The organism is Bacillus sp. AFS077874 (assembly GCF_002566505.1).
GTDB lineage: Bacteria > Bacillota > Bacilli > Bacillales > Bacillaceae_G > Gottfriedia.
Genome location: NZ_NUYF01000056.1, coordinates 13,631 through 27,618, shown reverse-complemented (window position 1 = coordinate 27,618; position 13,988 = coordinate 13,631). Strand labels below are relative to the sequence as shown.

14 protein-coding genes are annotated in these 13,988 nt (G+C 32.6%); 13 read left to right on the top strand and 1 reads right to left on the bottom strand.

Translation table 11 applies throughout. The annotated features are described in order from the left end of the window. The first annotated feature begins 60 nt into the window (after positions 1 to 60). The 11 genes from COJ46_RS22800 to COJ46_RS22745 all read left to right on the top strand — a co-directional run bounded on the left by COJ46_RS22800 (position 61) and on the right by COJ46_RS22745 (position 11,424). Complete coding sequence (locus tag COJ46_RS22800) at positions 61 to 216, top strand: hypothetical protein (protein ID WP_286133503.1); 156 nt, start codon at positions 61 to 63, stop codon at positions 214 to 216. A 15-nt stretch (positions 217 to 231) separates the two neighbouring features. Beyond that, on the top strand, positions 232 to 1,464 hold the full coding sequence (locus COJ46_RS22795; RefSeq protein WP_097975242.1) for an NADH:flavin oxidoreductase/NADH oxidase family protein: 1,233 nt from the start codon (positions 232 to 234) through the stop codon (positions 1,462 to 1,464). A 984-nt stretch (positions 1,465 to 2,448) separates the two neighbouring features. Further along, the gene (locus COJ46_RS22790) at positions 2,449 to 2,979 is read left to right on the top strand and encodes a GNAT family N-acetyltransferase (protein ID WP_097975240.1); all 531 of its coding nucleotides are present in this window, start codon (positions 2,449 to 2,451) and stop codon (positions 2,977 to 2,979) included. Positions 2,980 to 3,168: 189 nt separating this feature from the next. Beyond that, entirely contained in the window at positions 3,169 to 3,441 is a 273-nt protein-coding gene (locus COJ46_RS22785) for a hypothetical protein (protein ID WP_097975239.1), read from the top strand. Positions 3,442 to 3,646: 205 nt separating this feature from the next. Continuing rightward, positions 3,647 to 4,219: a glycerol-3-phosphate 1-O-acyltransferase PlsY gene (gene plsY / locus COJ46_RS22780; RefSeq protein ID WP_098566367.1), complete on the top strand. Its 573-nt coding sequence runs from the start codon at positions 3,647 to 3,649 to the stop codon at positions 4,217 to 4,219. A 357-nt stretch (positions 4,220 to 4,576) separates the two neighbouring features. After that, a complete protein-coding gene (locus COJ46_RS22775; protein WP_097975235.1) occupies positions 4,577 to 4,825 on the top strand; it encodes a hypothetical protein in 249 nt (82 codons plus the stop codon). A 674-nt stretch (positions 4,826 to 5,499) separates the two neighbouring features. Next, positions 5,500 to 5,697, top strand: a complete 198-nt coding sequence (locus COJ46_RS22765; protein WP_098429821.1) for a hypothetical protein — start codon at positions 5,500 to 5,502, stop codon at positions 5,695 to 5,697. 570 nt (positions 5,698 to 6,267) lie between these two features. Further along, complete coding sequence (locus COJ46_RS22760) at positions 6,268 to 7,260, top strand: LacI family DNA-binding transcriptional regulator (protein ID WP_286133502.1); 993 nt, start codon at positions 6,268 to 6,270, stop codon at positions 7,258 to 7,260. A gap of 128 nt (positions 7,261 to 7,388) precedes the next feature. Beyond that, complete coding sequence (locus COJ46_RS22755; RefSeq protein ID WP_098566365.1) at positions 7,389 to 8,846, top strand: sucrose-specific PTS transporter subunit IIBC; 1,458 nt, start codon at positions 7,389 to 7,391, stop codon at positions 8,844 to 8,846. Positions 8,847 to 8,909: 63 nt separating this feature from the next. Continuing rightward, the gene (locus COJ46_RS22750) at positions 8,910 to 10,385 is read left to right on the top strand and encodes a glycoside hydrolase family 32 protein (protein ID WP_098566364.1); all 1,476 of its coding nucleotides are present in this window, start codon (positions 8,910 to 8,912) and stop codon (positions 10,383 to 10,385) included. A 70-nt stretch (positions 10,386 to 10,455) separates the two neighbouring features. Next, the gene (locus COJ46_RS22745; RefSeq protein ID WP_098566363.1) at positions 10,456 to 11,424 is read left to right on the top strand and encodes a carbohydrate kinase family protein; all 969 of its coding nucleotides are present in this window, start codon (positions 10,456 to 10,458) and stop codon (positions 11,422 to 11,424) included. A gap of 189 nt (positions 11,425 to 11,613) precedes the next feature. On the opposite strand, the gene COJ46_RS24810 is transcribed toward COJ46_RS22745, so the two are convergent. Further along, on the bottom strand, positions 11,614 to 11,766 hold the full coding sequence (locus tag COJ46_RS24810) for an alpha/beta fold hydrolase family protein (RefSeq protein WP_181869164.1): 153 nt from the start codon (positions 11,764 to 11,766) through the stop codon (positions 11,614 to 11,616). 580 nt (positions 11,767 to 12,346) lie between these two features. On the opposite strand from COJ46_RS24810, the gene COJ46_RS22735 reads away from it, so the two are divergent. Further along, the gene (locus COJ46_RS22735) at positions 12,347 to 12,802 is read left to right on the top strand and encodes an SMI1/KNR4 family protein (RefSeq protein ID WP_098566368.1); all 456 of its coding nucleotides are present in this window, start codon (positions 12,347 to 12,349) and stop codon (positions 12,800 to 12,802) included. Between the two features lie 155 nt (positions 12,803 to 12,957). Then, positions 12,958 to 13,398, top strand: a complete 441-nt coding sequence (locus COJ46_RS22730; protein ID WP_097975223.1) for a hypothetical protein — start codon at positions 12,958 to 12,960, stop codon at positions 13,396 to 13,398. The last annotated feature ends 590 nt before the right edge of the window (positions 13,399 to 13,988 follow it).

Sequence of the window (13,988 nt, the reverse complement as noted above, 5' to 3'; positions counted from 1 at the left end):
ATTTGCAGAACACGTAAATTTATTTCTTGATTCTAATTCTTATTAAAAAGGAGTATTCATATGAGCAGATTATTTGAAAAAGTTCGTATCGGAAACATTGACTTAAAAAATCGTTATTACATTGACCCTGAAAATAATAGTTTAAAAATGCTAAAAAATTTACTTCAACATATGGATGATTACATTGCTGAGTATTGGGAACCATCAAATAAGTAATGAAAGGACAAAAAAATGAAACAGACTCCTTTAAATATACCAATGAATAAATCGAATAAATTCACTGTGAAAAACCGTTTTTATAAGGCAGCGATGAGTGAAACAATGGCAACGAAAAACAATAATCCAACAGAAGAATTAGTAAAACTTTACGGTCGTTGGGCAGAAGGTGGCGTCGGTTTACTCATGACCGGAAATGTCATGATTGACCGTAAGGCACTTGGCGAACCAGGAAATGTCGTTATTGAAGATGAACGAGATTTAGATATCTTAAAAAAATGGGCAAAAGCTGGGACGCAAAATGGGACACAGCTTTGGATGCAAATAAATCATCCTGGTAAACAATCTCCGAAAACATTATCTAAAAACCCAGTTGCCCCAAGTGCCATTCCACTTACTGGCGATATTAAAGATTTCTTCAATAAACCAAGAGAATTAACATCTGCTGAGATTTGGCAGTTAATCGAACGATTTGGAAATGCAGCTCGCATTGCAAAAAAGGCTGGTTTTACTGGTGTCCAAATCCACGCAGCCCATGGCTATTTAATCAATCAATTTTTATCGCCTCACCATAATCAGCGCCAAGATGAATGGGGTGGAGATTTAAATGGACGTATGAAATTTTTGATTGAAACGTATCATGAAATCCGTAAGCAAGTCGGTGAGGATTTCCCAATAGGGTTAAAACTAAACTCTGCTGACTTTCAGCGTGGTGGTTTCACCGAGGAAGAATCGATGAAGGTGCTGAAAAAGATGGACGATTTGGGTATTGATTTACTTGAAATTTCCGGTGGGAACTATGAAAACCCTAAAATGATGCACGGTGTACGCGAAAGTACGAAAAAACGTGAGGCATATTTTTTAGAATATGCTCAAAAAGCTCGAACACTCGTACAAGCTCCATTAGTCGTAACAGGTGGTTTCCGTTCCGAAGAAGGTATGAATGAAGCAATCGAGAGTGGAGCAGTGGATATGGTTGGTGTAGGGAAACTATTTGCCTTAAACCCTGATTTCCCAAATCAGATTATCCATGGCAATTATCGCACAGTTACGATTAAGCCAATTCGAACAGGTGTAAAAGTGCTTGATAAAAAAATATCTTCTTTGTTAGAGCTTGCTTGGTATGAACATCAATTAAAATTGATGGGGAAGGGAAAAGAGCCGAACCCTCACCATAGTGTATGGAAAACCGTACTTCAAATGGTAAAAGAAAATGGTACAGCAGCGTTCCATAAGAGACGTGCATAAATAAAGATATTAGAAAAGTCTTTCATAATCGGGCGCTTTTCTTTAGTAAGAAGGCGTCTTTTTGATATGCCCCTACACATTAAGGAATTAGATTTTGTTAAGATAAAAAATTGTGAATATTTTCACTTAAATTAACGGGTGCTTTTCTTCAATAACGATCTTCAACAATCAGTGGAAAACTATATCACGGTTTGGAGATGGACTAAAATCTTTAAGTCGACAAAGTAAAATAAATAAATTAATTTTTTTAGCTCTTAATGCTCCTAAAATACAAAATTCATTTAAACCAACACTAGAAGGAACTTATCGATGTGAAAAGTTTCCTTTTGGTTAGTTCGTATTTGATAAAGAGAATAATTATTCTTTTATTTTTGATAATTTTATACTTTCGGAACCAGGAAAGTTTTCACGAGAATTAGACAAAGGTTCCTACGCAAAAAAAACCGATACACTGTATGTAATCAATAGTCCTAAATTTAACAATGTAGAAATTAAATATAATTTAAAAAATCAATCTATTAAAATCAAGACTGACGAAGGTTCATACACGTGTAAACAAGTTAGCACAAATCCGATGATTAACATCTCTAATTATGAATGATTAGATTCTGACATTCATTTAGGACAATTACACTATTAAATTTACAAGAATAAATCTACCTTGTGTAACTAACACATGCGATTCTTCAATAACGAAGGATCGTTTTTCTAATGTAGCTACCATGAATATTTGTTTCTGCATAAATAGGTAAATGACATTACTAAAGAAAACTCTTCTCGATCGTTAAAAAAAAGAGTAGAGCTAACTAAAAAAGCCTAGTGATTACAGTTGACAGGATAAAAGTCAGTATTAGTATAGACACTTCCCATACATTTTCATTCGCTGTGGTGCAGCGCTTGGGCTGCATGGGTGGCTAAATGGCAGAATAGTTCAATTAGTAGTATAACTGTTAAGAGGGAGTTTACAGTAAAAGGGGTGAAGAAATGTTTCCTATATTAGAAACTGAACGAATAGTCTTGAGAGAACTAGTAGTAGACGATGCATTAGTTATATTAAATTGTTTTTCAAATGATGAAGTATTACGTTATTACGGGCAGAGGCCATTAAAAAGCATTGAACAAGTAAAACAAATAATAATAAGTTTCTCAAAAAGTTTCGAAGAAAAAAGTGGAATAAAATGGGGAATTGAGTTAAAAGAAACAGGAACTATTATCGGTACTATTGGTTTTCAAGATTGGTCACATGAACATAAAAGAGCAAACATAAGCTACGCACTTTTTCCAGATAATTGGGGGAGAGGATATGCAAGTGAAGCCATTGAAAAGGTTATTTCATGGGGATTTCAAGAGCTAGGTTTAGAACGTATTGGCGCGATTGTATTTATTGAAAATGAAGCTTCAAATAACTTACTAATTAAGACGGGGTTTCAAAAAGAGGGGATTTTAAAGCACTACATGTATCAAAATGGAGTAGCTCATGATACAAATGTTTTTTCTTTACTTAAAAAAAAGTAAATATAGCAATCGAATAATAAACTTCTTGTTCAACTAACGCAATGCATTAGTTGAAGAAAACGAGTTGCTTGCAGCTCGTTTTTTTATTGAAGTAAATGGCAGTTTAGTTGAACAAGGACTTAAAGATAAGACGTTGAATTATACTATTAATAAAGTTTCGTTATTCGAATCGCTTATAAGGGGTGAACTATGAATCTAAGATCGATATCAATAATTGTTGCTTTATCATTTCTTATACTTACAGCAATTGACTTTTCGATGGATTATGCACACTATAAAGATGCAATAAGTTCAACTAATATGACAGTAAATGAGACCCATATCTTTAAAACGCATATGAATAGCAGTGTAAATAGCCATATTAGGATTGGCGTTTCTATAATTGGTTATGAAAGTCTGTTATTAATGGCTATTGCAATAAAAAGGAAACAAAGTATCCCGTCTTTTTCTAAAAAAAACTAGTCTTATATTTGTCGAGGTTTTCAGATACTTTTAACACATATTTCTATTCAACAAACGCGTGCTTTAGTTGAAGATCACGAGTTGCTTGCAGCTCGTTTTTTTATTGAAGTAAATGGCAGTTTAGTGCAAGAAGCATTGCAGGAAATAATATACAACAAATAGAAATACTTAAAATAACAAACTAAGTGAGGAGATAATACCTAATTTGAACATTCTAACTCTGATTTTGAGTTACTTAATAGGCTCAATTTCATTTGCTTTAATAATCGGTAAAGTGTTTTATAAGAAAGATATTCGTGATTATGGTAGTGGAAATCTTGGTGCAACTAATGCTTATAGGGTTCTTGGAAAGAAAGCAGGAGCAATTGTTGCAATTGGTGATATATTAAAAGGTACACTTGCTTGTTTACTTCCACTAATACTTAGTTCTACGATTAACCCTATTGTTTGTGGTTTATTAGCTATATTAGGACACATATTTTCTGTATTTGCTAATTTTAAAGGCGGAAAAGCTGTTGCGACAACAACTGGAGTTTTTTTATTTTTGACACCTTTAGGTGTTTTGGTTGGTTTTGTTGTGTTTTTACTAACATTGTTATTTACTAAGTATGTATCACTAAGTTCAATGTTGGCGAGTATAGCATTATTTATTTACAGTCTAATATTTGAAGATAAAGTTATCATAACACTATCGCTACTAATAAGCGTATCAATAATCATTCTTCATCGACAAAATATAAAGAGAATTTTAAAAGGAACAGAGAACAAAATAGTTTAAAAATATTGAGTATATTTGTTCAGCTAACGGGTGCATTAGTTGAACAACATGATCGACTGTTTAGTCGATTTTTTTATTAAGCTAAATGGCAGATTAGTTCAAAAAGGTTAGTTATTAGAATGAATTATAATTCCCCCAAGTTTTTGTATGATGATACATTAAATTTAGACTAAATGTTACAAATTTCTATGTTTTTTGGGGTTTTCGACATATCAAAATTCAAAATTTATTTAGTTTTACAAGTATCCAACCATAAAATTCCCCCGATTTACTGGAAGTGATTGTAGCGTTATATTAAGAAGTAGTTATTAAAAATACTCCCAAATTACTTAAGCCATTAAAAAGGAGAAATAGATGATGATTTTTTTTATTCAACTAATCATTTTTGGTTTAATCGTATGTATTCTTTCTGCTATTCCAAAATCATTTACAAAAAAACCTAAAAACCAATTAAGAGTGGTTACTCTTACAGGAATTGGAGTTTCTTTACTAATTTTTGTATTCTCAACAAAACAAAATTTCGTTCAGCTTTTTCCCATTTTCTTTATATGTTCTCTATGTTTAGGAACATTTATCAGAACGTTTAAACAGCCAAGTAAAAGTTGAATAAAATCCTTATGAACTATCGATCAATAGGGAGACTAAAAATATGTTTCATTTCATAGACTCAATATTACCAATTGTAATTACTGTGTTATATATAGCTTTTATTTTTAGTATTTTTTATGAGGCAAAAAGAAAAAAAATACGCATTGATACTACTCATGTTGTCTCAATAATATTCATGACATTGGGAATGATTTTTTTTATATTAAGTCGATTTGTATAGCAACATCTTATATAACTAACGCTTGCATTAGTCACATAAGAACTTAGGAGTTGATCTTTCAATCAGCTCCTATTTTTATTTGGCAGTTTATTCAATGAATAGTCTATATATAAAATTCTTCATATAGTGTTGTTGGTTGGAATTTGTATTTTGCTATATCGTATTGGAACTGAGTTCGATAAAATCGGTGATACAATATGGCGAAGTAATTTTGAATAAAATATTTTTTTCTTATTCAACTAACGTATGCAATAGTTGAACAACAAATGGAGGATGATCAGTAATCGATCATCCTCTATTTTACTCTATGCTTGGATAGTTTATTAAGGATGAGGAAAAAATGAGATAATTTACCTGAGAAATTTGAGGGGATATATCGTTAAAATTTAGTAAAACAACTAAATAATGCCGAACGATGCAATTTTATATTAGTTTTTTATGGAGGCAATGAATGGGGAAAATAAATAGTAAATCAATTTTTTCATTAACATTAGGTATATTATCAATAATTCTTCCTTTAATTGGGATCTTCCTTAGGATTATTGGGATTTCATTATCAAAGAAGAGTATATTTGAAATTGAAAATTCAAATGTAAAAGGAAAAGGGTTAGCTATAACAGGTAGGAATTGTAGTATTATTGGAATATGAATCCAGTTTATTTTGATTTTACTGGTGGCATATATTCATTAAATGTTAATAACTAGTGGTAAAAAGAAACTTAAACAATAAGGTCATTGATCAAGTATTTTTTGTAGATGGAAGTCTAAGAGATATTTATGTGTTTAACGTAGATTTAGACGAGTGGCAAAAATTATATGAATTCATGCTTTAATATTACTGTAGAATCTATGAAAATACAAAATACAAATCTAAAATAATATATAAACAGCCATCCAAGATTTGTTTTAATCTAATTAATTGGGCAAAATAACGTTGGTAAGTAAGCTTATTGGTAAAGAATAATGGGGAAGTATGTGTTTTGGGAATAGCAATAATTAATATTTAACAAGTTAAAACAATTGTAGCACGACAGATTTTTCAATTTTTGCTACTACTGTTTAAATTGTGATAATAGACAAGTTTTTTGTGAGCATTAATTAAGCTTTAAAAAAAGTAGATTATATAATACAATTTTTTTAGCACATACGTTTGTTCTGTATTTACTACTGGTAGGTTAAATGCTTGTGAGAAAAAATTCAACTAATGGGAGTGAAGGAAATGACAATTTCTGATATTGCCAAACTAGCTGGGGTTGCTAAGAGCACGGTATCACGTTATCTTAACGGAGGATCAGTTAGTGAAGGAACAAAAAGAAAGATTGAAAATGTTATTATAAACACTGGGTATATTCCAAATACTTTCGCACAAAGTCTCAAAGCAAAGAGAACAAATATTATAGGCACAGTTATTCCACGTCTAGATTCATATGCGGCTGCTAAAACATTAATTGGAATTGATGAGGAATTAAGGGCTTTAAATTGTCAAATGCTTATATCAAATACTAGTCAGGATTTAGACCGAGAGCTTGAAAGCATTTATGGCTTTGCAAGACAAAAAGTAGCTGGAATAATCTTGATGGCTACACAGATAACAGATGCGCATTTAGAGGCGTTTAAAAAAATACAAATACCTGTCATCTTAGTTGGTCAACTCCATCACGAAATATATAGTTTAATTCATCAAGATTACGAATCTGGTTACGAGATGGGTAAATATGTTTTGTCAAAGGGACATCGTAACATTGCATTCCTAGGTGTTACAGAAAAAGATATTGCTGTAGGTGTTAGACGTAAAGAAGGATTTAAAAAAGCTTTAGAGGAGGTAGTAGATTGCAATGTAAGATTCCATGAAACAAGTTTTAGCATGATGGAAGCTTTAAAACAGGCCACATTGATAATTGAAAAATATAAACCTTCAATTATAGTGTGCGCAACAGATAATATAGCGCTTGGAGTTTTAAAAGCTGCATCTTTAAAAGGGTTAAGGATTCCCGAAGACCTATCAATTACAGGATTTGGTGGATACGATGTTACAGAGGTGATTCATCCAGGATTAACCACTATTAAGTATTTTTATCAAGATGCAGGTCAAGTGGCCGCTAGGAATATAGTTAAATTAGTTAATGGGGAAGATGTCAATAAAGTTACACATTCGAAATTTAAATTAATCGAAAGAGAAAGCGTTGACAATCGAATTGTTAATATTTTATAATCAAGTTGAAACCGGTTCCAAAAAATATGATTTATTTTGAAACCGGTTCCTTTTGAGTGTCAAACCAGGTGTTTTGTTTTTTTAATGTATTTCGGAACCGGTTCCAATAAAAAAAGGAGGTATTTATTATGGATTTTAAAAAGATTGCAGAAGAGACATTCGAAGCAATAGGTGGAAAAGAGAACATAACTGCCGCGGCTCATTGTTCAACACGTCTAAGACTAGTATTAAAAGATGAAGAAATTATTGATCAAAAAAAATTAGATGAACTAGAAGAAGTGAAAGGGACGTTTTCTACGGGTGGACAGTATCAAATAATATTTGGTGCGGGTATAGTAAATGAAGTGTATAAAGAGCTTGCAAAGTTAGCTGGCATTTCAGAAATGTCAACTAAAGATGTAAAAGATGCTGGTACAAAGAAAATGAATATACTTCAACGTTTTGTGAAAATGCTTTCAGATATTTTTGTTCCAATTATCCCAGCCATTGTCGCTGGAGGCTTACTAATGGGGATTAACAATGTGTTGACGGCACAGAATTTAATTATTGAGGGTAAGTCATTGGTGGAAGCTAATCCTGCACTTGCAGATTTAGCTTCACTTATTAATACGTTCGCTAATGCAGCATTCGTATTCCTTCCAATATTAATTGGTTTTTCAGCAACGCAACGTTTTGGAGGAAATCCCTATCTAGGTGCGGCACTTGGGATGTTAATGGTTCATCCGGACTTACTAAATGGATACGGTTATGGTGCGGCATTAATAAATAATGATATTCCGGTATGGAAGATTTTTGGTTTCGAGATTGAAAAGGTAGGGTATCAAGGTAGTATATTACCAGTTCTCGTTTCATCTTTTATTCTTGCTAAAATAGAAATAAACTTGCGAAGAGTAATTCCTTCAGCAATAGACAATCTATTAACTCCATTACTTACTATTTTTATTACAGGTATTATAACTTTCACGGTAGTTGGACCATTTACACGCACAGCAGGTAACTTATTAACGGATGGTTTAATATGGTTATACGATACAACTGGATTTATTGGTGGAGCCATAGTTGGCCTTATCTATGCACCAATCGTTATAACTGGAATGCATCACAGTTTTATTGCAGTAGAAACACAATTATTAGCTGATATTGGTAAAACAGGAGGATCATTCATATTTCCAATTGCAGCAATGTCTAATGTAGCACAGGGTGCAGCAACAATTGCCATTTTTCTTATCACAAGAGATAAGAAAGTTAAAAGTACTGCCTCGGCTAGTGGTATCTCAGCACTTTTAGGAATTACTGAGCCTGCAATGTTTGGAATTAATTTAAAATTAAGGTATCCATTTATAGGTGCAATAATTGGATCGTCTGCTGGTTCTTTATTTGTAACGTTATATAAAGTAAAAGCAGTTGCGCTCGGAGCAGCTGGTATCCCTGGTATTATTTCGATAAAACCTACAAGCATTATTCCGTATATTGTTGGAATGGTGATATCTTTTTCGATAGCATTTGTTGTAACACTGGTACTAGCAAAAAGAGATGAAAGAATAACTGCTACTAAAATGTCATCCGAAAAAGCAATTTATTCATAAGTGCTTCAAAAGAAGAGGGGGAATTTAAATTTTCCCCTCTATTATTTTAAAGGAGTGAAAAAAATGGAGTGGACAAAAGAACTACTTTACCGCCAGTTAGAAGAAGTTAGTAATGAAGAATTGGCTGTACTAAAATCTAAAGTAGATAATTGTCCATGGAGGCAATCTTTTCATATTCAACCAAACACAGGGCTTTTAAATGATCCGAATGGATTCTCGTATTTTAATGGGGAATATCATCTGTTTTATCAGTGGTTTCCACTTGGTCCTGTGCATGGGTTAAAATATTGGTATCATGTTAAATCAAAGGACCTTGTACATTGGGAAAACGATGGAATTGGAGTAAAGCCGAATAAATACTACGATAGTCATGGAGCATACTCAGGGTCAGCCATAGAACATAAGAATAATCTGTATTTATTATATACAGGAAATACACGTGATGAACATTGGGTAAGACATCCTTTTCAATGCATTGCTATAATGGGTAAAAGGGGGGGGATTACAAAACTAGATACCCCTGTAATCTCTGACGTACCACATGGATACACAGATCATTTTCGTGATCCAAAAGTATGGAAGGTAGGAGAATTGTTTTATGCAATAATTGGAGCACAAAGAAGTAATAAAACTGGCTGTGTAGTTTTATATAGTTCACCAGATTTGTTTAAATGGACATTTGAAGGGGAAATTAGGACAAAAATGGATTCATTTGGATACATGTGGGAGTGCCCTGATTACTTCGAATTACAAAATCAAGGAGTACTCATTTTTTCACCTCAAGGTATAGAACCAGAAGGAGACAAGTATCAGAATATTTATCAGTCTGGATATGTGTTAGGTAAAAAATTAGATCTACTGCAAAAAGTTATGGAACATGGAGAATTTATAGAGCTTGATCGTGGCTTTGATTTTTATGCACCTCAAACTACAATTGATTCATCAGGGCGTCGTCTTTTAGTAGGATGGATGGGTTTACCTGAAATTAAGTATCCTACAGATCAAAATGGATGGGCGCATTGTTTAACTATTCCTCGAGAATTGTCAGTACAAAACGGGAAATTAATTCAACAGCCAGTGAAGGAGCTTGAGTCACTTCGTAAACAGGAAGCTAGAACAAAAAATATTATTAATAGTGAATTAAAGATGATAAATAATTTCACAGGAACATCATATGAGATGATTTGTGAGTTTAAAAATATAGATGCATCTGAATTTGGGATTGAATTTAGGACAAGTAAAAAAGAAAAAACGGTATTGACCTATGATGTTATAGAGAAAAAGGTTATACTCGATCGTACTTTTTCTGGAAAAACCATTGATTCTCCTTTTGGAACGATTAGGAAATGTAGTCAGGAATTAAAACAAGATAAAATTAAGATTCATATGTTTGTCGATGTTTCTTCAGTTGAGATTTTCATAAATGATGGTGAAGAAGTAATCACGAGCAGGATTTTCCCAAAAGAAGAAAGCACTGGAATTCGTTTCTTTGCATCACGTGGAAGTGTTAAACTTCAAGCAGTGAAATGGGATTATTAACTTTTTAAAATTTTAACATGTTAAATTTGATGCTGATAAGTAGAGACTTTAAAAGTGATGAGGTGGAAAAGTGGGACAACTATATTCAATCGGTGAAGTATTAATTGATTTTATTCCTTTACAGAAAGGTAGACCTTTAAAGGATGTTACTTCTTTTGAGCGTGCACCTGGTGGCGCACCTGCAAATGTCGCTGCAGCAGTAGCTAAGTACGGTGGCAGCGCGTCCATGATTACAAAAATAGGAGAAGATGCTTTTGGTGACTTTATATGTGATCAATTATCGGCCGTTGGCGTCAAGACAGATAAAGTTTTAAGAACTACTGATGCTAATACTGGCTTAGCTTTTGTTTCCCTTCGGGAAAACGGTGATCGTGACTTTTCATTTTACAGAAATCCTTCTGCCGATCTATTACTAACTGAGGAAGAAGTTAAAGATGAATGGTTTACAAAAAACGATATTCTTCATTTCTGTTCCGTTGATTTAGTTGAAAGTCCGATGAAGCGAGCTCATATGAAAGCAATAAAATCAATTATTACAAAAGGTGGAATTGTTAGCTTCGATCCAAATGTACGTCTTCCTCTTTGGAAAAACCCCGAGGCATGTAAAAATACTATTTTAGATTTTATTCCTCTGAGTCATATTGTAAAGATTTCTGATGAAGAACTCGAATTCATAACTGATATTACAGATGTAGAAGAAGCAATTTCTACTTTATTTAGGGGTGAGGTAAAGGCTATTATTTATACAAAAGGTTCAAAGGGTGCGGAGCTTTACTTAAATGATAAAAACTTTGAATCAAAAGGATTCAAAGTTGAAGTACAAGATACAACTGGTGCAGGTGATGCTTTTATTGGGGGGATTTTATTCAAATTGCTTGAGAAGAAAGCAACTCAGGTTAATTTAGTGGAATTATTTGAGAAAAACTATCAAGAATTCCTTGCATTTGCAAATGCCAGTGGAGCCCTTACAACAACAAGTAAAGGTGCAATTTCTTCCCTTCCAGATCGTGAAACAATTATTCAGTTAATAAATGGATAAAAAATTGTTTAATTAATGCAATTGCTGGTCTATTATTATGCTTATTAACTTTAATATTCACGGAACAATTTAGTTGTATATATGAAATTATTTTCTTCTAATATTATAATTGTAATGTTTCAAATCATATAAATTAAAAAGTCGATTTTCAAATTTATGAAAATCGACTTTTATTTTCCTATAACTACCTTACTTTAAGCACTTCGTTAAAAAAGTTTTAATTAAGTCTACACTTGTTTCTAACTTTTCTTCTAAAGGAAAGTGACCAGTATCTAATAAATGCAATTCAATATCCTTTAGATCTTTTTGAAAGGCATGTGCTCCATCCAGGCCAAAAAACATATCATTTTTTCCCCATGCAATTAGTGTAGGGGCGGGTAAGTTTTTAAGTTGTTTTGGTAAACATATCTAAGTGATAGGTGAATCTCATTGGTCTAAATTATTGTTAAATTTGAATCTTTTTTGGAAATAGCTGAAGCGGATTCTAAATTAGACTTTAAACTATTCAACAGTTGTTCCCAAGCATGGTTATGTCACTGTTTTACCTCTTCTTATCTTTCAGTATTTTGCTATCCAAAATATGACGCTTACTATGGTTAAATGATTTTCCAAGTTCATGATGTTTGCAAATTGGTCTGGACAAGCACTTTTTGATTTTTATGAGTTAAGGAAATAATAAGCTAGGAAAGGAATTAACGGAGAAAGTAAAAGCTGAAATTGGCAAAGATTTTGCTGTTATTAGATTTATCGAGCTGTGATTATCACGCAACTAACGCATGCTTTAGTTGAACAACGATCGACTACTTCGGTCGTCTTTTTTATTGGACTAAATGGCAGATTAGTTCAATAAGGATTTACAATTAATGGACAATAAAATTAAAATATAGATAAATCTAATAAGAAATTTTATGGGGTGAGGAAAATAGGGAACAGCATTTGGCAAGAGAACAACGACTATTACAAGTTAGAACCAGTAACTGTTGAGATTATTAAAAAAGCAGAAGAAAAACTTAAAATAAAGTTACCAAGCACTTACATAAAAATCCTCAAAGAACAAAATGGAGGAAATATTAAATTTGATTCGTTTCCTTCTGAGGTTCCAACATCTTGGGCTGATGACCATATAAATGTGGATCATATTTTAGGAATCGGGGAAGAAAAAGGTATTTTAGAAAGCGAGTATCTAATTCAAGAATGGGGATTACCGAATAATATTGTTCTAATCTCTGGAGATGGACATTCGTGGATTGCTCTTGATTACAGAAATACAATTGAAGAACCACCTGTTATATTCATTGATGTAGATGAAGAACAGATTATTAATTTAGCTCCCAACTTTGAAATATTTTTAAATGGCTTAACTGTTTGGGAAGACTAATTCCCTTATTCAACTAACGCATGCTTTAGTTGAACAACATGATCGGCTCTTTAGCCGATTTTTTTTGTGGAACTAAATGGCAGTTTAGTTTAATAAGGAAATTGTAAATTTATGGTGTAAAATACATATAAACATACTCGAATTGGAGAAGAGAAATGGACAATGGGATTGAGCGAATTTATAGTAAGTCATTTTCTGAAAAGGGATTGAACAACGTTATTAAGTGGGAAGTACAGCCAATAAAAGATCAACAATTAATAAAGATTAAATTTATTAATAAAGGTTCATTCCATAGGCAAGGAATATGGCTAAAAACAGATGTGGGTATTGAAATACCAGCACTTAGTGAAGAAATCTATCCGAGTATTAATTTATGGGAAGACACTTCTCCTAAGGAGATTATTTGCAAATGTCATTCGAAAAATGGATATCTAAGTTTATATAATATCTGGGATAAAGGCGATGGAAGGCAGTCGCAGTCATACTCATCGGGGATGATTGTTGAAGAGAAAGAAGGTAATTTTATTTATAACTGTAATGACTTTGGTTTTGAAACTAATTTTGATGACTTGGTTTTTTCAATCGAAAAACTTTAGGCACTTTATGCAACTAACGCACGCGATAGTTCAATACCACGAGTACCTTTTTGGTACTCTTTTTTATTGGAGTAAATGACAGGATAGTCATATTGTAAAGGATGTAGTTTAGTATTAATAGAGGGGAAACCTATCATAAATAGAGGCGTTTTTAAAGAAACCTCTATAATTAGAGGTGATACAAATTTTGTATATCAGAAGGGAAAAGATAAGATATGTAGGTAAAAGGGAGAGGTGTTTTATGTTTAACTTGATTAACTGGAATTGTGAGATTTAAAAAGAGAAAGACTTTTATAAAATGCATTTGTAAAAAATTCAATAAAGAATAAAGAGCCTATATTCATATCAAAATATTTTAGGTTAAAATACTTTATTAAATTGATAAAAGCCGGAAAATGGTCCAGTTAGAATAAACGCTATTGTAGCAAACATCAACATATACGGATTTCGTATATTTTCCTAATTAGCGCTGGATTTTTGCCAAGTCGGTTGGTGTCGTATTCTGGTCAATTCCAACTAGTATATTCAGCAAATAAGTAGCAGGTGGTGCTAGTGGTACGATTACCCTTTGGTAAATCTTGGGGGATGCT